Consider the following 23,947-nt stretch of genomic DNA (forward strand, 5'->3'; position numbering starts at 1 on the left):
ACCAAGCGCGAGGAAACGACGCAGGCCGGGCGCCTCACATGCCCGCATGTTTCCGATATTGTCCGCGGTTTCCCTGCGGCTTGGACTGGACGGCGCCGCTGACACTGATAGGTTCGGCCCAAATTCAAAACCATTCAGGAGCCCCCGATGTCGCTTGACGCCGTACTGAGCAAGATCGACGCTGATCTCTCCACCTCGATCGACCGGTTGATGGAATTTCTTCGGATCCCGTCCATCTCGACCGATCCAGCCTACAAGGAAAGCGTTGACAAGGCTGCCGACTGGCTGGTCGCCGATTTGCAGAGCATGGGCATTCAGTCAGAAAAGCGCGCAACGCCGGGGCACCCGATGGTCGTCGGCCATGTGGGCGATGATGCTGACGCGCCGCACCTTCTGTTCTACGGGCACTATGACGTTCAGCCGGTTGACCCGCTGAACCTGTGGAAGCGCGACCCGTTCGACCCGGCTCTGGAAGAGACCGAGCACGGCCAGGTGATCCGCGGGCGCGGCGCTTCGGACGACAAGGGCCAGCTGATGACTTTCGTCGAGGCCTGCCGTGCGTGGAAGGCCGTGCATGGCAAACTGCCCTGCCGGATCACCTTCTTCTTCGAAGGTGAAGAAGAGTCTGGGTCGCCTTCGCTGGTCCCGTTCCTCGAGACCAACAAGGACGAGTTGAAGGCCGATCTGGCGCTGGTCTGCGACACGTCGATGGTGTCGCGCGGCGTGCCCTCGATCGCCTCGCAACTGCGCGGCATGCTCAAGGATGAATTCACGATCATCGGCCCGCGCATCGACCTGCATTCGGGCCACTACGGCGGCCCGGGCCTGAATCCGCTGCGCGAGATTTCCCGGATCGTCGCCTCGTTCTACGACGAGGAAACCGGCCGCGTTGCGGTCGAAGGCTTCTACGAAGGCGTGCACGAGGTTCCCGCCGACCAGCTGCGCCAATGGGAGAATTGCGGCTTTGACGAGGCCGAGTACCTCAATTCGGTCGGCTACACGCAGCCGCACGGCGAAAAGGGCTACTCGACGCTTGAACAGCAATGGGCACGGCCGACGCTGGAAATCAACGGGCTATGGGGCGGCTACAACGGGGCGGGGTCGAAAACCGTGATCCCCAGCGAAGCCCATTGCAAGATCACCTGCCGATTGGTCGGCGACATGGACCCCGACAAACTGCGGGACAAGATCCGCAAACACGTCGAAGACCGCCTGTCGCCCGACGCCAAGGTCGTTTGGGACAATGACCTCGAAGGCTCCCCCGCCTCGGTGATGAATCTGGACCGGCCGGAGTTCGAGGCCGCCCGCAGCGCCCTTTCAGATGAATGGAACCGCGAGGCCGTTTTCACCGGCATGGGCGGCTCGATCCCGGTCGTGGGATATTTCAATTCCGTTCTGGGGCTGGATTCGATGCTGGTCGGATTTGCGAACGACGACGACGCCATCCATTCACCCAACGAAAAGTATGACGTGAAAAGCTTTCACAAGGGCATCCGCTCGTGGGCCCGTATCCTGGACGCCCTGACCCGCTGAGCAGAAGCAGTTTGCGAGGCTCTGCCTCGCACTCCGGGATATTTGACGCCAGATGAAGAATACGACCGCACTTCATCTGGCCCAAAATATCCCGGGGGAGCCGCGCGCAGCGCGGTAGGGGCAGAGCCCCATTCCGCGTTCCGCCATGATCCGATTTGCAGCTAGAAGTGGATGGCGCGTCCGTAAGCGTCCAGAACGGCCTCGTGCATCATTTCCGACAGCGTCGGGTGCGGGAAGACGGTGTTCATCAGGTCTTCCTCGGTGGTTTCCAACTGGCGCCCTACGACATATCCTTGGATGAGCTCGGTCACCTCGGCACCGACCATGTGCGCCCCTAACAGCTCACCCGTCTTGGCATCGAAAACGGTCTTGATCATGCCCTCGGGTTCTCCCAGCGCGATGGCCTTGCCATTACCGATAAAGGGGAAACGGCCGACCTTGACCTCAAAGCCCAACTCTTTGGCCTTGGCTTCGGTGTAGCCGACCGATGCCACCTGGGGGTGGCAGTAGGTGCACCCAGCGATGCTCTCGGGTTTGACGGGATGGGCATGTTTTCCGGCGATCAGTTCCGCGACCATGACACCCTCGTGGCTTGCCTTGTGCGCCAGCCAAGGCGCCCCTGCGATGTCGCCGATCGCATAGAGGCCATCGACGCCGGTACGGCAGAATTCATCGGTCACGACATGGGTTCTGTCGATCTTCACCCCCAACGCCTCGAGCCCCAGGTTCTCGACGTTGCCGACGATCCCAACGGCAGAGATGACCGTGTCGAATTCGTGTTTTTCCGTCTTTCCGCTGGTTTCGATATGGGCGGTCACCTTGCCCTTGCCGCGGTCAAGCTGCTTGACCATGGATTTCTCCATGATCTTCATGCCCTGCTTGATGAATGCCTTTTTGGCAAAGGCGCTGATCTCGGCATCCTCGACCGGCAGAACGCGGTCCATGACCTCGACCACCGTCGTGTCCGCACCCAGCGTATTGAAGAAACTGGCGAATTCGATCCCGATCGCGCCCGAGCCGATGACCAGCAGCTTCTTGGGCATCCGAGGGGGCTGCAGCGCGTGCTTGTAGGTCCAGACCAGGTCGCCGTCGGCCTCGAGCCCAGGCAACTCACGCGCCCGGGCCCCGGTGGCGAGGATGATGTTGCTGGCGGCCAACTCCTCGGTTCCCTTGTCGGTCTTCACCGAAACCTTGCCGCGTGCGGGGATCGTCGCCTCTCCCATCACCACGGTAACCTTGTTCTTTTTCAGAAGGTGCCCGACGCCACCGGCCAACTGCTTGGCCACGCCGCGCGACCGCTTGACCACAGCATCGATATCATATCCGATCTTCTCGGCGCTCAGCCCGAAATCCTTGGCGCGTTCCATCAGGTGGAATACCTCGGCAGACCGCAGCAGCGCCTTGGTCGGGATGCAGCCCCAGTTCAAACAGATGCCGCCCAGGTGCTCGCGCTCGACGATTGCGGTCTTCAGGCCCAGCTGGGCCGCGCGAATAGCAGCGACATAGCCGCCGGGGCCGGCCCCGATTACGATCAGATCAAAAGATTTTGCAGCCATGTGTACCTCTCGGCGCGGGTCTGATGAAAACTAGTTTAGTGCTAAACTATTTCTGCGGGCGCTTCAACATCGCTGCCTGCGATATTGGTGACGTAAGGTCACAAAAGCAGAAACCCAGCCCGTCAAGACTATTGCAGCGCTGGGCGGAAGGCTAGAAAAGATACCAAATCCATTGGCAACACGTGTTTGACCGAGACATAGGAGGCCCAGGCCATGGCCCGAACACTCAAGGATCTGCTGCTTGCCCTGCTGAACGCGACTCTGATCCTGCTGGCCCTGTGCCTGTTTCTCGGCTGGAAACTGGCGCAGAGCGTCGAGAACATTCAGGACCGGTTCCAGCAGAATCTGCAGATCGTGCGCCCATTTCAGGAGCAGGCCCGCAACATCAGAGCGGATTTGAGCGCGTTGCGGGACGAGTTGAAGGCCGTTCGCGCCGGCGGCAGTACCGATTTGGACACTGGACAAAAGCTGGCGCGAACGCTGGACCGGCTCGACCAGAGCCTGGCAGCCCTGAACCGGGCACAAGATACCCTGACACAGATCGCCGAAACCCCGGAACTGTTGATCGACCGAGCCATAATCACGGCCATCGACGCCACCAGCCAACGCCTGATGACGCTGCGCGGCTGCGGGGCGCAGGAAAGCTAGGCGATCGCCTGCAACTCGCGCACGGTGGCACCGTAACCGCCGTTGCTGACATAGGCGGCCTCGGGCGCAGTCGTTTCCCGCGACAGCGCCGCGTTGCGATAGGGGAACCGCCCGAATTTTCTGATCACCTCGCGATGCGCGCGGGCATGCAGCAGGTTGTCTCTGCCATGCTTGGGCATGCGCTCGCACATCAGTCGTACACAGCGTTCCTGGTCGCACAGGTTCTCGGAATGCATCAGCGGCATGTAGAAGAATTGCCGCGCCGGTTCGTCGATCTTCAGGTCCCAGCCCTTGTCGATGGCGCATTTGGCCGCGGCCAGCGCCGCCCTGTCGGACGCGAAGGCCCGAGCGCTGCCCCGGAACATGTTGCGAGGAAACTGATCCATCAGAATGATGTAGGCCAAGGCTCCGCTGGGATAGGTCAGCCACAGCGAGAATTTCCCTTGGCACGCCGCTTCCCACGTCGTCAGGAACCTCTCCCGGATCCGGGTATCCAGTGCCTCATCCTCGCGGTACCAGCCCTTGGGGCCGACTTCATCCAACCAAAAACTCAATACTTCTTCAGGACCGACCATCCCAATGACTCCGTGTGTTCTCCCCCAAGAGACGTAGGGTCATTTAAGGGTCTTTTACAGAAATGTTACAGTAACATATTGCAACACTTGCGACACATATCCGGCGCTCAGGCCGGAGTTTCAGCCTCTTCGTCGTCCTGCGCGGCCTCGATGGCGATTTCCTGCGCAACTTCCAGCGCCACCGGCGAGGCGGTGGGGTAAAGCGGCGCAAGCGCGGCGGTCTCGTCCACCGGCACATGGGCACGCTGGGTCATCCGGTACAACGCATAGGCAGCCATGGCGAACAGCAGCGCGGCGATTAACAGGAAATACCCGGACGGCCCGAACACCGCATCGCCCATCAGCCAACCGGTGATGAGCGGGCCAGCGATCGCCCCCAAACCGTTGATGAAGATCAACCCGCCCGAGGCAGCGGCCATGTCCTCGTATTCCAGATAGTCATTGGTATAGGCGATCAGCAGCGAATAAAGCGGGTTCGACATGCCTCCGATCACGAAGGCGGCGGCCAGCAGAACCGCGAAGGTCATGCCAAACAGCATGCCCACCAGAGCCGCGGCCCCCCCGGCGACCGAAACCAGCAGGATCAGCACCCGCCGGTCCATCCGGTCCGAGAACCATCCCAGCGGATACTGCAACAGCAACGCACCGATGTAGAAGGTTGCCACGAAGGTCGAAATCTCGACCAGGGTCAACCCGGCGCGGGCGCCATAGACCGCGGCCATGCCGAACTGGGCCGAAAAGACGCCGCCCAGCAGGAACATGCCAACGCAGCCCAGCGGCGAGGTTTCCATCAACTGTCTCAGCGTCATCGGCTTGGTCGTGTCAAAGGCCGGTGTCGGCGAGATCGACAGCAGGATCGGCGCGAACGAGACCGAGACCAGGATCGAGGCGATTACGAAGGTCTCGTACCCCGCCGGATCGCCCACCAACATCAGCGCCTGCGCACTGACGATGCCGATCATCTGGACGATCATGTACAGCGACAGCGCCTGCCCCCGGTTTTCATTGCTGGCGGCATTGTTCAACCAGCTTTCGGCCGTCACATACACGCCGGAAAAACAAAAGCCGATCACCACGCGGCCCAGCGACCAGGCGATCGGGTCGGTCAGCATCGGATACATGATCATCACTGCCGAGATGAACGACGCCAGCGCCGCGAAGACCCGCACATGCCCGACTCGCCGGATCATCTCGGGGGCCAGGCGCGAGCCGCCCAGGAATCCTACGAAATAGGCCGACATGACAAAGGACATCTCCAGCGTCGAGAAGCCCTCGATCTCGCCCCGCACGCCCAGCAGGGTACCCTGCAGGCCGTTGCCGATCATCAGCAGACCCATTCCAAGAAGAAGCGCCCATGCGCTGGCAAGTACCTGAAGCATGACTGCCTCCAATTCTGCTGGACAATTTTTTGCGTCAAACTCGTTGCGTTAAACGACCTGAATACGCCCCGGTCGCGCTTGTCTACGACATTTCCCGGATTCGGTCCGTTGATCGCGCCCTTTAAGGGATCAAAAGCGACGCGTCACCATAAGAAAAGAAGCGGTACCGGCTGGCAATGGCGTGATCGTAGATCCGCAGCATCCGGTCCTTACCCATCAATGCCGAGACCAGCATCAGCAGGGTGGATTTGGGCAGGTGGAAATTGGTCATCAGCGCATCGGTCACATGGAATTTGAAACCGGGATAGATGAAGATGTCGGTCTCGCCTTCCCACGGTTCGATCCGTCCGCCGCGCGCGGCGCTTTCGATCAGGCGCAGCGCCGTGGTGCCCACGGGAATGACGCGGCCGCCGGTGGCCTTGGTGGCGGCGATCTCGGCCGCGGCCTGCGCGCTGACACGCCCCCATTCGGCATGCATCTTGTGGGTGGTCACGTCCTCGACCTTGACCGGCAGGAAGGTGCCCGCGCCCACATGCAGGGTGACATAGGTGAAATCCACGCCACGCGCAGCCAGTGCCTGCAGCAGCGACTCGTCGAAATGCAGCGAGGCGGTGGGGGCCGCCACGGCACCGGAATGGCGCGCCCAGACCGTCTGATAGTCCGTCTTGTCCCGCTCGTCCGCCGGTCGCTTTGCGGCGATGTAGGGCGGCAGCGGCATCGCCCCGGCCTGCTCAAGCGCGCGGTCGAAATCCTCGCCCGTCAGGTTGAACCGCAGATGGGCCTGCCCGTCCACGACGCGTTCCAGAATCGCAGACAGTTCGCCCGAGAACACGATCTCTTCGCCGACGCACACCTTTTTCAGCGGTTTCAGCAGAGCCGCCCAACTGCCGTCGGCCTGCGGGTCCAGCAAGGTCGCCTCGACCGCGGCCGACACCGGGCCCTGCGCGCTGTTTCGGTGGCGCCGCCCGGACAGGCGCGCGGGAATGACCCGGGTGTCGTTCAGCACCAGCCGGTCACCCGGTCGCAGCCAGTCGGGCAGGTCGGACACGCGCGCATCGGTCAGGTCATCGCCCTGCGCCACCAACAGACGCGCCGACGAGCGCGGGCTGGCGGGCCGGGTGGCGATCAGGTCTTCGGGCAGGTCGAAATCGAAATCACTCAGCTTCATGCGCGCGGCATACAACGCCCGAATGGATTTGACCACAGATCCCGGTCAACGATCTTCTCCCCGTGCCCCCAAAGACGGGCTGGGGCCATCGCGTTGGGGCGTTGCGTTGGGGCCGTCCGAAACCGTCGGTGCCGGGTCGCGCATAAGGTTGCGTAGAAACAATGGCGCCAATCCCGACAGCGGATTGACCGAGACCTGCGGCGCCGAGACCGGCCCGACCAGCTTGTAGTTGAAGGCGAAAACGCCTTCGCCCTTCTGGGTCAGTACGCTGCCGATGGCGTTGACCAGGTAGATCGGAGAAATCGCGCCCTGAAGGTTCAGGAATTTGCGGTTCAGATCGACCGTGCCGTCGAACGACAGCCCCAGCGACGGACCGACCGCGCTGCCGCTGAGGATCTTGACCTGCGTCGGCGTGATTCGCATTACGCTCTCGATCGACGAGAACTGGATCCCCTGCCCGGACATCTCGTCCAGCAACCCGACCACACTGATCGCGTTCAACAGTGCCGCCATGGCCGGGGCGTCGGTGATGCGGGTGTTTCGGATATTCAGGTTCAGGTCGTAATTTCCGGGCTCGGCCACCGGGTCCAGCTGGACCTGTAGCGTGCCACCCTGCGCCTGCGTCAGCAACCCGGCCGACCGCAAAACGGCCCCGGCATCCACCGATTGCAGCCGGACTGCGCTGCGGCCATCGCCGCTGGGGAAGACCTGCCCCTGAACGGCGGCACCACCGTTCACCCGGGCGCTGAACCCGCCCTGCAGGCCGCCCGTCGTCTGGAAATTCCCGGTCAGGCCGGTCAGGGCCACCGTATCGGTGACCTGCAGCCGGTCCAGCGTCACGTCCAGTTTCGGACCTGCGCCACCGCCCCCGCCACCGCTGGCGAAGGTCGCCTTGGCAAGGTTCAGAACCCCACCCAGAACCCGGATATCCGGGACCGCCGCACCCCGCCCAATCAGCTCGGCCGGAACCGCCAGCCAGTCGCCCAGTTCGAACGTGCTGAATCGGATCCGGTCCAGCGCGCCATCGCTGATCGAGATCGCTCCCACGGCCCGCAGCCCGGCGGCTTCGATTAACAACGTGTCGATGCTCAGCGGCTCGGAGACGGTGGCTTCGACCGTCAGCGCGCCCGTGCCGGACGGAGGCTTGCGCCAGCCCAATTCAGGGATCGCCAGCGTCACCCCCGCAAGATCCGAACTGGCGCGCAGACGCGTCGGCTGACCGCCCCCGATCCCCAGTTCGATCTGCGCCACGCCCTGCCCCGCCAGCATCTGCGGCGGCAATCCCGCCTTCAACTCGTCCATCAAACGCGGCGACAGCTCGATCTGCCCGGTCAGCGTGCTGCGTTGCGGTTCGGTGCCGCCGATGGGCTGTCGCCAGCGGACCTGCATCGGAACCGCGCCGAAAGACCCGTCGCCGGCGATGGAGACCTCGTCCTGGGTGCCGCTCAGGGCCAGTTTCGCCGCGCTGACGCGGAAACCGGGCACAAGACGATCGGTCTGCAGGTTCAGGATGTCCCCGGCAAAATGGAACCGGGTTTCTTCCAGCTTGAGCCCCTTGATCAGCGGCAGGGCCAATGTGCCGCTCAACCGCACCTGCCCGTCGGCCAGATCGACCGGCAGTTTGGCCTTGGTCAGCACGGACAATGGCGGCCGGTCAAGCAGCGACAGCGCCGCGGTCACGCTGCCTCTGGCCTGAATGCGAACAATGCCCGGCGTCGATTTCTTGATCCCGGTGTCCGGGATGATGAATGAGGTGCCCGCGGCATCGACGACTCCGCCCTGATCGGCCTTCACGAATCCCTGATGGGCGGTGACGGTAAAGCGCCGCTCGATCAGGCTGGCCTCACCGCGTGCGTTCTGCAACGGCGGCAGGGTCTTGGCAAATCGCACGGTCGCCTCGTCGAATTCGAAATCCGCGTAGATCAGCGGTTTGGTCCCGGGGCGCAGGCGAAGAGCGAAATCCACGTTCGACATCTGCCCGCCGAGCACGTTTTCCGTGACCCATTTGCGCGGCTTAGGCGCCAGTCGCGGCGGCCAGTACTGCAAAACGCGCCCCTGCGAGATCTGATTGATCCGAGCGTCGAGATCCACGCTCCAGCCGTCGGGTAGGCCCTGTACCGCGCCCGACGCATGCAGCCGCACGTTATCGTCCTCGACAACCGCCTGCCCCAGTTGCAGGCGGAACGGATTCAGACTGACCTGGAAATCCAGCTGGGCCCGGTTCAGGTGCAGGTCGTCCACGAACAGATCAGCCGGGTTCAGCCCGATTCCGGTCAGGCGGACCTGAACCGCCATGCTCTGCAGCGCACCCGTCTCCACACCCTCGAGATAGGCCTCACCTTCACCTTGGACCGTTCCCCAGGCCGAGGCGATGGATACTTCGTTGAAATCCAGAACCTGCCGGTAGGGGTCATAGGTGAAATAGGTGCGGGCCGTGTCAAACGGCACCGGACGGGTTTCGGGATTGGGCTGCACGGCGCCCGGGCCGAGGTTGAGCGTGGCAAAAACCGGCCCCAACGCCCCCTGCTCGTCGATGCTGCCGCGCAGGGCGCCCGAGATCGGCGCGTCCAGCACCTGCAGCCACGCGAGGGCCGGCGCCTGCGCGGCCACGTCCACGGCGGGCAGGTCCGTGATCGAGATGCCGAACTGTGCCTGAGGCGAGCCGAATGAGCTGGTATAGTTGGCCTCGACCATACTCACATAGTCTCGCCCCGCCAGAACCGAAAACCCTGTGGCCAGCCGCAAGGCCCGATCGTCGCGGGTGACCAGGATGTGCCCGCCATCCAGAACCCAGGACCGGCCAAGCCGCTGATCGCTGTAGTCCAGCGTGATCGCCTCCATCTCGACCGACGCCAGTGCGGACAGGGCCGGAGATTGGAAAACGGCATCAGCCTGCTCGATCAGTTCGGCCAGATTTGGCGCCTGCCTCACGGGGGCGCTGCCGGACCCCACGATCAGGGTCAGCATCCCGTCTGGCCCGCGGACCAGCGTGATCTGGGCACCGTTCAGTACGATCCGCTTGGGCCGGACATGTCCGCGCAGCAATGGGCGCATCGACAGGCTGGCCCGCAAGTCCGACACATTTGCGATCTGCCGCCCTTCGGCATCGCTGATCGACACGTCGCTCAGCCGCAGACTCGGACGCCAGCCTTCGTGGATGATGAAACTGGCATCGCCGAACCGGATCTTCACCCCGTCCAGCGCCTGGTCTAGCCGCGCCTCGACCCGGTCGCGCAGCCAGTTCGGCGCATGCACCCGTTGCCCCAGGACCATCAACCCCGAGAACAAGGCCAGAAACACTAGCAGGAAAACCCCGCGCAAGGCCCACAGAACGGCCGTCCGGCGGCGGGATCGGCGGCGCGGCGCCCGGCCTGGTTTGTCCGATTTTTCGTCCTGCCGCTCAGCCAATTCGCCTACCAAGCCTTCCAACCCGCTGACGCCGCTCTATTATCCGCGGCAGTTCATGACAACCACAACCGGAGACCTCCATGCCCGACCTCTCAGACATCGCCCCCGATTTCACCCTGCCCCGTGACGGCGGCGGTTCGGTCACCCTGTCGGCCCTGCGCGGCCGCCCCGTCGTTCTTTTCTTCTATCCCCGCGATGATACGCCGGGCTGCACGAAGGAATCCATCGGATTTTCCGAAGCTCTGCCCGCCTTCGCCGAGGCGGGCGCGCAGGTCTTCGGCATCTCGCGCGACAGCGTCGCCAAACATGACAAGTTCGTCGCCAAGCACGGTCTGAACACGCCGCTTCTGTCCGACGAAGACGGAACCGTCTGCGAGGCCTTCGGCGTCTGGGTCGAAAAGAACATGTACGGGAAGAAATCGATGGGGATCGAGCGTTCGACCTTTCTGATCGACACCGACGGCAAGATCGCCCGCGTCTGGCGCAAGGTGAAGGTCCCCGGTCACGTCGATGAGGTGCTGGAGGCCGTGCGCGCGCTTTGACGCCGCGCGCCATCCGGTCTAAGAGGCGGCAGTTTCATTCGACCCGAGGATCACCGTGGCCAAGACCCTGACCCAGATGGCAACCAACGTGCTGACCACCGCGGACGGGCGGGCCAAGACCGCCCTGTCGCGGCGCTATGCGGCCGACTGGGTCGCGTCCCGCAAGGGCGAGGCCCCGGCGATCGAGATCGGCACCGCCGAACCGCCGCTGCATCCCGCGCGCCCCGCCCGCCCCGAGCTGCTATCACCGCGCGACGTACCGCGCCGCCGCCCCGGGTCCGAGGCCGGGCGCATCGCGCTGCTGCACGCCGTAGCCCATATCGAGCTGAACGCGGTGGACCTGCATTGGGACATCATCGCCCGGTTCGGACATGTGCCGATGCCGATCGGCTTCTACGACGACTGGGTCAAATGCGCCGAGGAGGAATCGCGCCATTTCGAAATGGTCTGCGACTGCTTGGAGGCGATGGGCAGCCATTACGGCGCGCTTCCCGCCCATGCCGGCATGTGGCGCGCGGCCGAGGACACCGCCGGGGACCTGATGGGCCGGCTGGCGGTAGTGCCGATGGTGCTCGAGGCGCGCGGCTTGGACGTGACACCGGGCATGATCGAGATTTTCCGCAAGGCAAAGGCCGATCAGGCCGTAGCTGCGCTGGAAGTGATCTATGCCGAAGAGGTCGGCCACGTCGCCTATGGGTCGAAATGGTTCCACTTTCTGTGCGGTCGGGAAAATGCCGACCCCAAGGACGTGTTTCACGATCTGGTCCGCCGGTATTTCCACGGCGCCCTGAAACCGCCCTTCAACGAGGAGAAGCGGGCCGAGGCCGGATTGCCGCCCGATTTCTACTGGCCCCTGGCCGAAGATCTGCCCCCGCCCGGAACGGCCCGGAAATAGACCGGGCAGCGCGCGCTTCGGCAAATTCTCGCCGATCCGTAGCCCGAAATTGCGCGATTTTTGCACCAATCGGTTAACAAACTTGCCCAATCGCTGCCCGGCCATTAATCAGTCGCCCCAAGGGTCGGCAAGCCGTCACGGCAACCACTCATGACCGACCCGGACAATGGGGATGAGGAGTAAGACGCGTGCGAACACGTCTGGCGATCAAACTGCACTCACTGCTCGAACGGCACTTTCCCGAACGCAGGGTCTTTCTGAAATCCGACAAGGACACGCGCTTTGTCCGGCTTAGCTCGGAAACCCAGGTATTGGCGGTTCTGGGCGTGGCGGTCATGGTCGGCTGGACGTCGGTGGCAACTGCGCTGTTGCTGATGGACAGCATCGGGTCGGGCAATTTCCGGGAACAGGCCAAACGCGATCAGGCGGTCTATCAGGAACGTCTGAACATTCTGTCCGCCGAACGGGACGCCCGCGCCCAAGAGGCGCTGGCCGCACATGAACGCTTCAATTCCGCGCTCGAGCGGATCTCGGCGATGCAGTCTGAACTGCTGGAATCCGAGAACCGCCGGCACGAGTTGGAAACAGGGATCGAGGTGATTCAGGCCACTCTGCGCGCCACCATGAAACAGCGCGAGGAGGCGCGCGCCGAACTGGCCGCGCTGAAACAGAAGGCCGACGACCCGGCCGTGGCCATGTTTGCATCGGCCGCCCCCGTTCAACTGGGATTCCTGTCCGAGGCCCTGGCCCGCACGGCCCAGCAGCGCGACCAGATCGCGTCCGATGCCCAGAGTGCGCTGGACCAGCGCGACGAGCTGGAACTTGAAATCCAGTTGATGCAGGAACGCAATGACGAGATCTTCCGCCAGTTGGAAGAGGCGATGCTGATCTCGGTCGAGCCGCTGGACAAGATGTTCCGACAGGCCGGCATGCCGACCGACCGCATCCTCGACGAGGTGCGGCGTGGCTACAGCGGCATCGGCGGGCCGTTGACTCCGATATCGTTCAGCACCCGCGGCGAGGAACTGTCGCCGGATGAAATCCGCGCCAACCGCCTGCTGGAACAGATGGACCAGTTGAACCTGTATCGCATCGCCGCTGAAAAGGCGCCCTTTGCCACGCCGATCCGTTCGTCCTTCCGGTTCACCAGCGGCTACGGCTATCGCCGCGACCCAAAGACCGGTGGCCGCCGGATGCACAAGGGCACCGATTTCGCCGCCCCCAAGGGCACAAACATCTATGCGACCGCCGACGGCGTCGTGACCCATGCCGGATGGCAATCGGGTTTCGGCAAGCTGGTCAAGATCAAGCACGCCTTCGGGATCGAAACCTATTACGCCCATAATTCGAACATCCGCGTGAAGGTCGGCCAAAGGGTCTCGCGCGGGGACCACATTGCTGATATGGGTAACACCGGACGGTCGACCGGAACGCATCTGCACTACGAAGTGCATGTGAACGGAAAACCCGTAAACCCCATGACCTACATCAAGGCTGCGAACAATGTTTTCTAAGAGCAAGATCAACGAGCCCGCACCCAAGGCATCCGAAACGGCGAAGCCCGCCGCTCCGGCCGCTCAGGCGACCCCTGCCCCGACCGAGCAGAAAGCGGCCGCAACCCCACCGAAACCCAAGCCGCCGGCTTCGGTTCTGTCGTCAGATCTGCACATCACCGGCAACATCAAGACCTCGGGCGACATCCAGGTCGAAGGCACCGTCGAAGGCGACATCCGTGCGCATCTGCTGACCATCGGCGAGACCGCGACGATCAAGGGCGAGGTGACTGCCGATGACGTGGTCATCAACGGCCGGATCGTAGGCCGCGTGCGCGGGCTGAAGGTGCGCCTGACCTCGACCGCGCGTGTCGAGGGCGACATTATCCACAAGACCATCGCAATCGAAAGCGGCGCGCATTTCGAGGGCTCGGTCCAGCGTCAGGACGACCCGCTGAACCCGGGCCGCAGCAGCAAGACCGGCGCCAACCCGGCCGCCGAAGTCAGCCAGTAAATCCGAAGAACCCAACGGTTCCGACCCAAACGCCGTGGCCCTGCCGCGGCGTTTTTTCGTGCGCGATGCCCCCGGAGCCGGTGGCCAATTAACACCAATACCGGACGGATATCGGGGCGGGATTCGAAATTTTCCTGATTTCGGCTACACTTGCCTCCGATGTATTTGGGAGATTTCACGATGCGAGCAAAATTGATGGCCGAGTTCTTCGGCACGTTCTGGCTGGTTCTTGGCGGGTGCGGCAGTGCGGTTCTGGCCGCGGGCGTAGCCGATGTCGGCATCGGCTGGCTGGGCGTTTCCTTCGCCTTCGGCCTTACGGTGCTGACGATGGCCTTTGCGGTGGGCCATATCTCGGGCGGGCATTTCAACCCGGCCGTCAGCCTGGGCCTGATGATCGGCGGACGCTTTCCAGCCAAGGATCTATTGCCCTATTGGGCCGCCCAGGTGATCGGCGCCATACTGGCGGCTGCGGTTCTGTACCTGATCGTCAGCGGCGCGCCCGAGTTTTCCGGTGTCGGCAGTTTTGCCTCGAACGGTTATGGCGAAGCCTCGCCTGAGGGCTATTCGATGATGTCCGCCCTGGTGATCGAGATCGTCCTGACCGCCTTTTTCCTGATCATCATCCTGGGCGCCACGTCCGAAAAGGCACCGGCCGGCTTCGCCCCCATCGCCATCGGGTTGGGGTTGACCCTGATCCACCTGATCTCGATCCCGGTCACCAACACGTCGGTGAACCCGGCGCGATCGACCGGCGTTGCGCTCTTCGCCGACGGGCCTGCGCTGGCCCAGCTGTGGCTATTCTGGGTCGCCCCGCTGATCGGCGGCGCGGTGGGCGCGTTGATCTGGAAGGCGATGGTGTCCGAGGACTGACGCCCGGCCTAGCGACCCGTCATCCAGATTCCGTCGGGCCAGAAGGCGTGGAAGGCAAAGGCGAACATCACGTCGTGCACCACGTCCTGCCCGGTGGCATCGGTGACGCGGACCGATCCGACGTCACGCCCCTTGGCGATGAGCCCGTTGTCCAGCGCCGAGGCCTGGCCGCTGCGCCACGAGATCGTCACGCCAGCCTCGGTCACCTGGCCTTGGCGGCGCAGGCGGGTCAGAGGCCAGGCCCGGTCGCCCACCCGCACCACACGTTCCAGAGGGTGAAGGCCATGTGGTGGCAGCGCTCCGTCATACAGGAACGGTTGGCGCGACGTGTCATAGCCGCGATAGGGGTTGCGGCCATAGTCGCGATTGTAGTCCGGTTCGGCCATCACCAGCCCATCGGGGTTGCGTTCGCGAAACTGCGCCCAGCTTTCCATCCACGCCGGAAGCGCCCGCAGCCGGGCTCCGGTCAGCCGCCCGACAATGGCCTCGCCCGTGGCCTGCTGCCACCAGCTTTCGGTTTCACGATCGTACATGACCATGTCCGAATGGCGCAGCTTGCCCGTGACGCCAAAACTGAGCACGCCTTGCTCCGTCCGCCGGTCGAACACCAGCGCCGAGTTGCACAGGGGGCAATAGGTGATCGCGACGGGCCGGTTGCCGATCCGGTCATTCACGATCTCGTGCCAGATCAGATAGCGGATCGGACAGGCCCTTGGCCGCGCGCCGGGTAGCTCGACGGAGATGACCGGCTCGGCAGCGGCCAGTCCGGTATTCACGGACACCTCGACGAAACCGGGATCGCTGAGCGCCGGGATGCCATCCTTGGGCGGCCCGCCCGAGCGGATCTGGCTCCAGTCCTGCACCGAGGTCATCGCGAAATCGGTCCGAGGCCATTCACCGCGCCACAGATCGGGGTTTGCGGACGCAGCCGCCGCGCAGACCAGCAAAAGAGCGGATAGAAGGGATCGCATGAGGCACCTCTGGCTGTCTGCCATGGTGCGCGATGCGCGGACGGCGGGCCAAGCCCCCCGCACGGGGACGTGAACACCCGTGCGTCAAACCCGGCGCGGAATCCGCGCCGGGTGTCGAGGTCATTCGGTAACGGTGACCTTGGTCATCACATCGGGCTGGCCGATCACGGCGCCGTTCGGGCCGGTGCCGCGTTTGATGGCGTCCACCACGTCCATCCCACCGGTCACCTCGCCGACAACCGTGTACTGGCCGTTCAGCGACGGCGCCGGTGCAAACATGATGAAGAACTGCGAGTTGGCGCTGTTCGGGTCGCGCGCCCTCGCCATGCCGACGATGCCGCGCTCGTAGGGAACATCTGAGAATTCGGCCCGCAGGTCAGGACGATCGGACCCACCGGTGCCCGCACGGCGCATATCGCTGCCCAGCTTGCCGTATTCAACATCGCCGGTCTGCGCCATGAAACCGTCGATCACGCGGTGGAACACCACCCCGTCATACTTGCCCTCGGCGGCCAGAGCGGTGATCTGCTCGACATGCTTGGGCGCGACATCCTCGAACAGGTCGATGGTGATGGTGCCGTTGGCCTCGCCCTCGACTTCGATCTGCAGGCCCGTGGCCAGCGCGGGGCTGGCCAGCAAGGCAAAAACGGCGGCCAGCTTATACATCGGCGGCCACCTTGACGCTGATCATGCGGTCGGGGTTCGCGGGCGGCTCGCCGCGGGTGATGGCGTCGACATGCTCCATCCCCTCGATCACGCGGCCATAGACGGTGTATTGGCCGTTCAGAAAGTGGTTGTCCTTGAAGTTTATGAAGAACTGCGAGTTGGCCGAGTTCGGGTTTGCCGACCGGGCCGCGCCCAGCGTACCCCGGTCATGCGGCAGTTTCGAGAATTCCGCCGGAAGGTTCGGCAGCGACGACCCGCCGGTGCCCGCCATGCGGAGGTTGAAGCCGTCTTCCATGTCGCCGTGCTGCACATCACCGGTCTGCGCCATGAAGCCGTCGATCACCCGGTGAAAGGCCACGTTGTCGTACTCGCCCGCGCGCGCTAGCTCTTTCATGCGCTCGCAATGCTGGGGTGCCACGTCGGGCAGCAGCTCGATGACGACCTTGCCATCCTTCAGCTCGATGATGATGGTGTTTTCGGGATCCTTGATCTCGGCCATGGGGCTCTCTCCTGTGGAAATGATTTGCGCAAATACCTATGCGCCGGACGCGGGAAAGCCAAGTGAAGCATTGACCTGTCGGCAAAATGCAGGAAAAGAACCGCTGACGCGTGGTGACAACGGCGAGGATGACACGATGGGCTGGAAAACGCTGGACGACATGGACCTGCAGGGCAAACGCGTGCTGGTGCGCGTGGATATCAACGTGCCTGTCGTCGACGGCGCGGTGACCGACGACACGCGCATCCAACGCATCGTGCCCACCGTGCGCGACATCCTGGCCAAGGGCGGCAAACCCATCCTGCTTGCCCATTTCGGGCGCCCCGGCGGCGAGCGGCGGCAGAACCTGTCGCTGAAACATCTGGTTCCCGCGCTGGAAGCGGCCTTTGGCACCAAGGTCCGTTTTGGCGAGGATTGCGTCGGATATGAGGCCGAGCTGGCCGTGGCCAACCAAGGCGAAGGCGAGGTCGTCCTGCTGGAGAACACGCGGTTTCACGACGGCGAAACCAAGAACAGCGCCAAACTGGCCGAAGGGATGGCCAAGCTCGGCGATATCTATTGCAATGATGCCTTTTCCGCCGCGCACCGCGCCCATGCCTCGACCGAGGGGCTGGCGCGGCTGCTGCCGGCCTGCGCCGGGCGCCTGATGCAGGCCGAGCTGAGCGCGCTTGAAGCCGCGTTGGGGAACCCTCAGCGTCCGGTCACCGCAGTGGTCGGCGGGGCCAAGGTCTCGACCAAGCTGGACCTGCTGGGCAATCTGATCGAGAAGGTCGACAACCTGATTATCGGCGGCGGCATGGCCAACACCTTCCTGCTGGCCAAAGGGTATGACGTTGGCAAATCGCTGGCCGAACACGCCATGACCGACACCGCCGCGCAGATCATGACCAAGGCCGAGGAAACCGGCTGCCGCATCATCCTGCCCAGCGACGTGGTCGTGGCCGAAAAGTTCGAGGCCCACGCCCCGCACAAGGTGGTGCCGGCCGATCAGTGCCCGGCCGATGCGATGATCCTGGACGCGGGGCCGGAAACCGTAGCCACGATCTGCAAGACCTTTGAAGATAGCAAAACACTGATCTGGAACGGCCCCTTGGGCGCTTTTGAGATCGAGCCCTTCGACGCGGCCACCAACGCCGCCGCGCTGAAAGCGGCCGAGCTGACCCGCGCGGGCAAGCTGGTCTCGGTGGCCGGCGGCGGCGATACGGTCGCCGCGCTGAACGCGTCGGGCGCGGCGCATGATTTCACTTACATCTCGACCGCCGGTGGTGCGTTCCTGGAGTGGATGGAGGGCAAGACCCTACCCGGCGTCGCCGCCTTGGACCAATGATCCAAGGCCGGTGGCGCCCTGCCGGGCGAGGCGCCCTGTTTTTTTGAATCGCTGTCGCGATTTTCGCGCTTTCGGGGATTCACAAGCCGAATCACCTGTGACATAGTGCCGACAGATGCCCGGGAAACGGGCACGATTTTGAGGCAGTATTCATACGGCGGTAAACAGAGTGTCCCGTTCCAGTCGGCCCGGTTTGGGCACAGTCCTGTTCTTTTCAGTGGCGTTTTTGCTTGGTGTGTATTTCACCTTCGCCGCCGTACAGGGCGACTATGGCCTGCTCAGACGGGTCGAGATTGCGGCGGAACGGGATGCTCTGTCGCGCGACCTCGGCGGATTGAACGCCGAAATCGCGCGGATGGAGAACCTGACGCGCAGGCTTTCGGACACCTATCTTGACCTTGATCTTCTGGACGAACAGGCACGCTCGGTTCTGGGCATGATCCGCGCCGACGAAATCGTCATCCGCTGAATGCCAACTCCGGCTGTGGCACGGCGCGCGCCGAGACGCTGCGTCACATTTCCACTCGCCAGACTGCGCGAAATGCATTAAAAGATAGTTTAACGCTAAACTATCTTGCCGGAAGGGGGAGATCGCCACGATGGCTGCGCGAAAAACCACAAAGAAACCAAACGTTTCTGCGGAAGAACTCAAGACCTACTACCGCGAGATGTTGTTGATCCGCCGATTCGAAGAAAAGGCGGGGCAACTGTATGGGATGGGTCTGATCGGCGGTTTCTGCCACCTCTACATCGGTCAGGAAGCCGTCGTCGTGGGGCTCGAAGCCGCTGCCGAGGATGGCGACAAGCGCATCACCTCCTACCGCGACCACGGTCACATGCTGGCCTGCGGCATGGATCCGGGCGGCGTGATGGCCGAGCTTACCGGGCGCATCGGCGGTCTGTCCAAGGGCAAGGGCGGCTCGATGCACATGTTCTCGAAGGAAAAGCATTTCTATGGCGGCCACGGCATCGTGGGCGCGCAAGTGCCCCTAGGGGCGGGTCTGGCCTTTGCCGATAAATACAAGGACAACGGCCGCGTGACCTTCACCTATTTCGGCGATGGCGCGGCGAACCAGGGCCAGGTCTACGAAACCTTCAACATGGCCGCCCTGTGGCAGCTACCGGTGGTCTTCGTGATCGAGAACAACCAGTACGCGATGGGAACGGCGCAGTCGCGCTCGACCTCGACCAAGGACATCTATCACCGCGGCGAGGCGTTCGGCATTCCCGGCGAAATCGTCAACGGCATGGACGTGCTGGCAGTGAAAGAGGCCGGAGAGAAAGCAGTGGCCCACTGCCGCGCAGGCAAGGGGCCCTATATCCTCGAGGTCAAGACCTACCGCTATCGCGGCCACTCGATGTCAGATCCGGCCAAGTACCGCACCCGCGAAGAGGTGCAGAAAGTGCGCGAACAGAGCGACCCGATCGAACATGTGCGCGAGCTGCTGCTATCGGGCAAGCACGCCACCGAGGATGACCTGAAGGCGATCGACAAGGAGATCAAGGAAGTCGTCAACAAGGCCGCCGAATTCTCCAAGGAAAGCCCCGAGCCGCCCGTCGAAGAGCTCTGGACCGACATCTACGCCTGAGAGGACGAACAAGACATGGCAACCGAAATTCTCATGCCCGCCCTTTCGCCGACCATGGAGGAAGGCACCCTGGCCAAATGGCTGGTCAAGGAAGGCGACACCGTAAGTTCCGGCGACATACTGGCCGAGATCGAGACCGACAAGGCCACGATGGAGTTCGAGGCCGTCGACGAAGGCATAATCGGCAAGATCCTGATCCCCGAGGGCACCGAAGGGGTCAAGGTCAATACACCCATCGCCGTGCTGGTCGAAGAGGGCGAAGACGTCTCCGCCCTGCCCGAGGCTGCCCCGGCAGCCGAGGCGGGCAGCGAGGCCGCCGCACCTGCGGCGGTTGAGGCGCCCGCACCCGCCCCTGCGGCGGCTCCTGCCGCGCCCGTCGTGGATCTGTCGCCCGATTGGCCAGCCGACGCGCCGATGAAACAACAGACTGTCCGCGAAGCTCTGCGCGACGCGATGGCAGAAGAAATGCGCGCCGACGAAGATGTCTACCTGATGGGCGAGGAAGTCGGCGAATACCAGGGCGCCTACAAGGTCTCTCAGGGTCTGCTGGACGAGTTCGGCGCAAAACGCGTGATTGATACGCCAATCACCGAGCATGGCTTTACAGGCATCGCCGTCGGCTCGGCCTTTGGCGGGCTGAAGCCGATCGTCGAGTTCATGACCTTCAACTTCGCCATGCAAGCGATCGACCAGATCATCAACTCGGCCGCCAAGACGCTGTACATGTCCGGCGGTCAGATGGGCTGTCCGATCGTGTTCCGCGGCCCCAACGGCGCCGCCGCGCGCGTGGCGGCCCAGCACAGCCAGGACTATGCCGCCTGGTACATGCAGATCCCCGGCCTGAAGGTGGTGATGCCCTATTCGGCAGCCGACGCCAAAGGCCTGCTGAAATCGGCCATCCGCGATCCCAACCCGGTCGTGTTCCTGGAAAACGAAATCCTCTATGGCCGCTCGTTCGACGTGCCGCAGGTCGATGACCTGACCGTGCCGCTGGGCAAAGCCCGCATCTGGCGCGAAGGCACCGACGTGACCATCGTCAGCTTCGGCATCGGCATGCAATACGCCTTGGAAGCTGCCGACAAGTTGGCCGAGGACGGCATCAGCGCCGAGGTGATCGACCTGCGCACCATCCGCCCGATGGACACCGGCGCGATCATCAACTCGGTGATGAAGACCAACCGTCTGGTCACGGTCGAGGAAGGCTGGCCCCAAGGGTCGGTCGGCAGCTACATCAGCTCGGTGGTGATGCATGAGGCGTTCGACTATCTCGACGCGCCCGTCATCAACCTGACCGGCAAGGACGTACCCATGCCCTATGCCGCGAACCTCGAAAAACTGGCGCTGGTGACCACCGACGAGGTGATCGAAGCCGTCAAACAAGTGACCTATCGGTAAGGAGCGACTGACAGATGCCCACCGAAATTCTGATGCCCGCCCTTTCGCCGACCATGGAGGAAGGCACGCTCGCCAAATGGCTGGTCAAGGAAGGCGATACCGTCTCCTCGGGTGACCTGCTGGCCGAGATCGAGACCGACAAGGCCACGATGGAATTCGAAGCCGTCGACGAAGGCATCGTCGGCAAGATCCTGATCCCCGAGGGCACCGAAGGGGTCAAGGTGAACACCCCCATCGCCGTGCTGCTGGAAGAGGGCGAAAGCGCCGATGACATCGCCGCGGCCCCGGCCAAGGCGCCCGAGGCTGCGCCCGCAGCCGACGCGGGCAACGAGGCTGCCGCCCCCGCGGCATCCGAGGCGCCCGCCCCTGCCCCGGCTCCGGCGGCCCCGGTCAAAGCCGACGGCGGACGCATCTTCGCCTCTCCGCTGGCCCGCCGGATCGCCGCTCAGAAAGGGCTGGACCTGGCGCAGATCAAGGGCTCGGGCCCGCATGGCCGCATCGTCAAGGCGGATGTCGAAGCCGCAACCGCTGCTCCGGCCGCCGCTCCGGCTCCGGCAGCCGCCCCCAGCGCAGCGCCTGCACCCGCGGCGGCCCCCGCCGGCCCCTCGGCCGACATGGTGGCCCGCATGTACGAAGGCCGCGAGTACGAGGAGGTCAAGCTGGACGGCATGCGCAAGACCATCGCCGCCCGTCTGGCCGAGGCCAAGCAGACCATCCCGCATTTCTACCTGCGCCGCGACATCAAGCTGGACGCGCTGCTGAAATTCCGCAGCCAACTGAACAAGCAATTGGAAGCCCGCGGCGTGAAGCTGAGCGTCAACGACTTCATCATCAAGGCCGTCGCCAACGCGCTGCAGCAGGTACCGGAATGCAATGCCGTCTGGGCGGGCGACCGGGTGCTGCAACTGAAACCCTCGGACGTGGCCGTGGCCGTGGCGATCGAAGGCGGGCTGTTCACCCCGGTCCTGAAGGACGCCGACACCAAATCTCTGTCGGCGCTCTCGACCGAAATGAAGGACCTGGCCGCCCGCGCACGCGAGCGCAAGCTGGCCCCGCATGAATACCAGGGCGGCACCTTTGCGGTTTCGAACCTGGGCATGTATGGCATCGACAATTTCGACGCCATCGTGAACCCGCCGCATGCGGGCATCCTGGCCGTCGGCACCGGCGCCAAGAAGCCGGTCGTGGGCGAGGATGGGGAGCTGACCGTGGCGACCGTCATGTCGGTCACTATGTCGGTGGATCACCGGGTGATCGACGGCGCGCTTGGGGCTCAGTTGCTGCAGGCCATCGTGGACAACCTAGAAAACCCAATGGTCATGCTGGCCTGATCCAGGCCACAAGAATCAAAAAAAGCCGCCTCGGACCCCGAGGCGGCTTTTTTCGTACCTGAGAACAGGCTTACTGATCCTTACCCAGCATGTGATCCATCGAGATCGAGGGCTGGTCGCATCCGGCCTCGCCCACGATCTTGGCGGGGATTCCGGCTACGGTTTTGCAGGGCGGCACATCCTGCAGAACAACCGAACCGGCGGCGATACGGCTGCAATGGCCTACGCGGATATTGCCCAGAACCTTGGCGCCAGCGCCGATCAGAACGCCATCCTCGATCTTGGGATGGCGGTCCTCTTCCTCCTTGCCGGTCCCGCCAAGGGTCACCGAATGCAGCATCGAGACGTTATCGCCCACGACCGCGGTTTCACCGATCACGATAGAATGGGCGTGGTCGATCATGATGCCCTTGCCGATCTTCGCGGCGGGGTGGATGTCGACACCGAAAATCTCGGAACAGCGCATCTGCAGAAAATAGGCCAGATCGTGGCGCCCCTTGCGCCACAGCCAATGCGCTACCCGATACGCCTGCATGGCCTGGTAGCCCTTGAAATACAGAATCGGCTGCAGCAGGCGATGGCAGGCCGGATCCCGCTCGTACACGGCCATCAGGTCGGCCCGGGCGGCAGTAAGCAGGCTCTGGTCGTCAGCATAGGCCTCCTCGACGACTTCCCGCAGCACCATCATCGACATTTCGTTCGAGCACAGCTTGGCCGAAATCCGATATGACAAGGCGCGTTCCAGCGATTTGTGGTGCAGAATGCAGGCGTGCACCAGCCCGCCCATCAGCGGTTCTTTCTCGACGGCGGCTTGCGCCTCGGATGTGATCCGGTCCCAGACGGGATCGACCGGAGTGACTTGGGTGCGCGTTTCAAACATGGGTTTTGTTCCTTTTCTGCGCCTAGAATAGCCATCTAGGCCCAAAAAGGCCAAACGCAAACCCTTGATGTGCGACGCAACAGAAAATGAAGCAGGCGGAACTGAAGGAATTCGAAACACTGATCCGCGCCCGGTTGGCCGAATTGGAACAGAATTCCGAAGCCGGGAAACAGGCCCAGTCGGTCGTCCAGCTTGATCAGCAGGCGGTTGGGCGCCTCAGCCGGATGGACGCGCTGCAGAACCAGGCCATGGCCAAGGCCCAACAGACCCGGCGCGACCTTGAAGCCCGCCGGCTAAACGCCGCTCTGACGCGCATCTACGAGGGCGAATTCGGGTATTGCGAAGACTGTGGCGAGGCCATCGCGCGCGGGCGGCTGGAACTGGATCCCGCCGCCGGAAAATGCGTCAGCTGCGCGTCCGGCTGATCTGAAACCGGATCAGGTGGCGCAGAACCGTCTCGAAACACTGGCAATAATCCGTGTCGTCGAAACCCGGTTCATCCGCCAGAGGTCGGCCACGCGCCGCCGCCATCAACGACCCGTTGCCGAACTGCGGATGCAGCCGCCCGGTGGCCGCGACATGCCGGTCGGCCAGCTCGGCCTCGATGAAAATGCGGGCACACAGGCGGCCCCTTTGGGGCGGCGGCGCGGTCAACAGAACCCGCGCCGCCGCGCTGATGTCTCCGTGCAGAACGGGGCGCATGGCCGA

The 23,947-nt window shown here is 63.5% G+C and carries 23 protein-coding genes; 13 read left to right on the plus strand and 10 right to left on the minus strand.

Annotation, left to right across the window (positions count from 1 at the left end):
* Nucleotides 1-147: 147 nt before the first annotated feature.
* Nucleotides 148-1,533, plus strand: coding sequence for a dipeptidase (locus AC2FNS_RS01585; protein WP_496797365.1), 1,386 nt, complete (start codon nt 148-150; stop codon nt 1,531-1,533).
* A gap of 161 nt (nt 1,534-1,694) precedes the next feature.
* On the opposite strand, the gene lpdA is transcribed toward AC2FNS_RS01585, so the two are convergent.
* Nucleotides 1,695-3,089: a dihydrolipoyl dehydrogenase gene (gene lpdA / locus AC2FNS_RS01590; RefSeq protein WP_496711467.1), complete on the minus strand. Its 1,395-nt coding sequence runs from the start codon at nt 3,087-3,089 to the stop codon at nt 1,695-1,697.
* A 213-nt stretch (nt 3,090-3,302) separates the two neighbouring features.
* On the opposite strand from lpdA, the gene AC2FNS_RS01595 reads away from it, so the two are divergent.
* Entirely contained in the window at nt 3,303-3,737 is a 435-nt protein-coding gene (locus AC2FNS_RS01595; RefSeq protein WP_496711466.1) for a hypothetical protein, read from the plus strand.
* Here AC2FNS_RS01595 and AC2FNS_RS01600 read toward each other — a convergent pair.
* From AC2FNS_RS01600 to AC2FNS_RS01615, 4 genes are all read right to left on the minus strand, one after another.
* Nucleotides 3,734-4,312 carry a DUF924 family protein gene (locus tag AC2FNS_RS01600; RefSeq protein WP_496681166.1) on the minus strand — a complete coding sequence of 193 codons (579 nt, stop codon included), beginning with the start codon at nt 4,310-4,312 and terminating at the stop codon, nt 3,734-3,736. The two genes, AC2FNS_RS01595 and AC2FNS_RS01600, sit on opposite strands and share 4 nt — an antisense overlap.
* Nucleotides 4,313-4,419: 107 nt before the next feature.
* A complete protein-coding gene (locus AC2FNS_RS01605) occupies nt 4,420-5,691 on the minus strand; it encodes an MFS transporter (protein WP_496681165.1) in 1,272 nt (423 codons plus the stop codon).
* Between the two features lie 121 nt (nt 5,692-5,812).
* Entirely contained in the window at nt 5,813-6,859 is a 1,047-nt protein-coding gene (gene queA / locus AC2FNS_RS01610) for a tRNA preQ1(34) S-adenosylmethionine ribosyltransferase-isomerase QueA (protein ID WP_496711465.1), read from the minus strand.
* 45 nt (nt 6,860-6,904) lie between these two features.
* The gene (locus AC2FNS_RS01615) at nt 6,905-10,288 is read right to left on the minus strand and encodes a YhdP family protein (RefSeq protein WP_496797366.1); all 3,384 of its coding nucleotides are present in this window, start codon (nt 10,286-10,288) and stop codon (nt 6,905-6,907) included.
* Nucleotides 10,289-10,347: 59 nt separating this feature from the next.
* On the opposite strand from AC2FNS_RS01615, the gene AC2FNS_RS01620 reads away from it, so the two are divergent.
* The 5 genes from AC2FNS_RS01620 to aqpZ all read left to right on the plus strand — a co-directional run bounded on the left by AC2FNS_RS01620 (nt 10,348) and on the right by aqpZ (nt 14,581).
* Nucleotides 10,348-10,809 (plus strand): peroxiredoxin, encoded by a 462-nt coding sequence (locus AC2FNS_RS01620; RefSeq protein ID WP_496797367.1) that lies wholly within the window; start codon nt 10,348-10,350, stop codon nt 10,807-10,809.
* Nucleotides 10,810-10,885: 76 nt separating this feature from the next.
* Entirely contained in the window at nt 10,886-11,704 is an 819-nt protein-coding gene (locus AC2FNS_RS01625; RefSeq protein ID WP_496711476.1) for a ferritin-like domain-containing protein, read from the plus strand.
* Between the two features lie 188 nt (nt 11,705-11,892).
* The gene (locus tag AC2FNS_RS01630) at nt 11,893-13,218 is read left to right on the plus strand and encodes a DUF5930 domain-containing protein (RefSeq protein ID WP_496681160.1); all 1,326 of its coding nucleotides are present in this window, start codon (nt 11,893-11,895) and stop codon (nt 13,216-13,218) included.
* Nucleotides 13,208-13,711: a bactofilin family protein gene (locus AC2FNS_RS01635; RefSeq protein WP_496681152.1), complete on the plus strand. Its 504-nt coding sequence runs from the start codon at nt 13,208-13,210 to the stop codon at nt 13,709-13,711. The genes AC2FNS_RS01630 and AC2FNS_RS01635 overlap by 11 nt, the downstream gene beginning before the upstream one ends.
* 180 nt (nt 13,712-13,891) lie before the next feature.
* Nucleotides 13,892-14,581 carry an aquaporin Z gene (aqpZ, locus tag AC2FNS_RS01640; RefSeq protein ID WP_496686450.1) on the plus strand — a complete coding sequence of 230 codons (690 nt, stop codon included), beginning with the start codon at nt 13,892-13,894 and terminating at the stop codon, nt 14,579-14,581.
* A gap of 8 nt (nt 14,582-14,589) precedes the next feature.
* Here aqpZ and AC2FNS_RS01645 read toward each other — a convergent pair whose 3' ends face one another.
* The 3 genes from AC2FNS_RS01645 to AC2FNS_RS01655 all read right to left on the minus strand — a co-directional run bounded on the left by AC2FNS_RS01645 (nt 14,590) and on the right by AC2FNS_RS01655 (nt 16,717).
* Complete coding sequence (locus tag AC2FNS_RS01645; protein WP_496711462.1) at nt 14,590-15,552, minus strand: DUF3179 domain-containing protein; 963 nt, start codon at nt 15,550-15,552, stop codon at nt 14,590-14,592.
* A 120-nt stretch (nt 15,553-15,672) separates the two neighbouring features.
* Complete coding sequence (locus AC2FNS_RS01650) at nt 15,673-16,218, minus strand: peptidylprolyl isomerase (protein ID WP_496711461.1); 546 nt, start codon at nt 16,216-16,218, stop codon at nt 15,673-15,675.
* A complete protein-coding gene (locus tag AC2FNS_RS01655; RefSeq protein WP_496681145.1) occupies nt 16,211-16,717 on the minus strand; it encodes a peptidylprolyl isomerase in 507 nt (168 codons plus the stop codon). Before AC2FNS_RS01655 ends, AC2FNS_RS01650 begins: the two co-directional genes overlap by 8 nt.
* 136 nt (nt 16,718-16,853) lie before the next feature.
* On the opposite strand from AC2FNS_RS01655, the gene AC2FNS_RS01660 reads away from it, so the two are divergent.
* From AC2FNS_RS01660 to AC2FNS_RS01680, 5 genes are all read left to right on the plus strand, one after another.
* Nucleotides 16,854-18,044, plus strand: coding sequence for a phosphoglycerate kinase (locus AC2FNS_RS01660; protein WP_496711460.1), 1,191 nt, complete (start codon nt 16,854-16,856; stop codon nt 18,042-18,044).
* Between the two features lie 169 nt (nt 18,045-18,213).
* Nucleotides 18,214-18,513, plus strand: a complete 300-nt coding sequence (locus AC2FNS_RS01665) for an FtsB family cell division protein (RefSeq protein ID WP_496681140.1) — start codon at nt 18,214-18,216, stop codon at nt 18,511-18,513.
* Between the two features lie 130 nt (nt 18,514-18,643).
* Nucleotides 18,644-19,633 (plus strand): pyruvate dehydrogenase (acetyl-transferring) E1 component subunit alpha, encoded by a 990-nt coding sequence (pdhA, locus tag AC2FNS_RS01670; RefSeq protein WP_496681139.1) that lies wholly within the window; start codon nt 18,644-18,646, stop codon nt 19,631-19,633.
* Between the two features lie 15 nt (nt 19,634-19,648).
* Nucleotides 19,649-21,028 carry a pyruvate dehydrogenase complex E1 component subunit beta gene (locus AC2FNS_RS01675; protein WP_496711459.1) on the plus strand — a complete coding sequence of 460 codons (1,380 nt, stop codon included), beginning with the start codon at nt 19,649-19,651 and terminating at the stop codon, nt 21,026-21,028.
* Nucleotides 21,029-21,042: 14 nt separating this feature from the next.
* Nucleotides 21,043-22,359 carry a pyruvate dehydrogenase complex dihydrolipoamide acetyltransferase gene (locus tag AC2FNS_RS01680; RefSeq protein WP_496711458.1) on the plus strand — a complete coding sequence of 439 codons (1,317 nt, stop codon included), beginning with the start codon at nt 21,043-21,045 and terminating at the stop codon, nt 22,357-22,359.
* 70 nt (nt 22,360-22,429) lie between these two features.
* On the opposite strand, the gene cysE is transcribed toward AC2FNS_RS01680, so the two are convergent.
* Nucleotides 22,430-23,239 carry a serine O-acetyltransferase gene (gene cysE, locus AC2FNS_RS01685; RefSeq protein WP_496681130.1) on the minus strand — a complete coding sequence of 270 codons (810 nt, stop codon included), beginning with the start codon at nt 23,237-23,239 and terminating at the stop codon, nt 22,430-22,432.
* A gap of 86 nt (nt 23,240-23,325) precedes the next feature.
* On the opposite strand from cysE, the gene AC2FNS_RS01690 reads away from it, so the two are divergent.
* Complete coding sequence (locus AC2FNS_RS01690; protein WP_496711457.1) at nt 23,326-23,664, plus strand: TraR/DksA family transcriptional regulator; 339 nt, start codon at nt 23,326-23,328, stop codon at nt 23,662-23,664.
* On the opposite strand, the gene AC2FNS_RS01695 is transcribed toward AC2FNS_RS01690, so the two are convergent.
* Entirely contained in the window at nt 23,645-23,941 is a 297-nt protein-coding gene (locus tag AC2FNS_RS01695) for a DUF7742 family protein (protein ID WP_496711456.1), read from the minus strand. The two genes, AC2FNS_RS01690 and AC2FNS_RS01695, sit on opposite strands and share 20 nt — an antisense overlap.
* Nucleotides 23,942-23,947: the final 6 nt, after the last annotated feature.

Source organism: Ruegeria sp. BHSA191, from assembly GCF_059613325.1.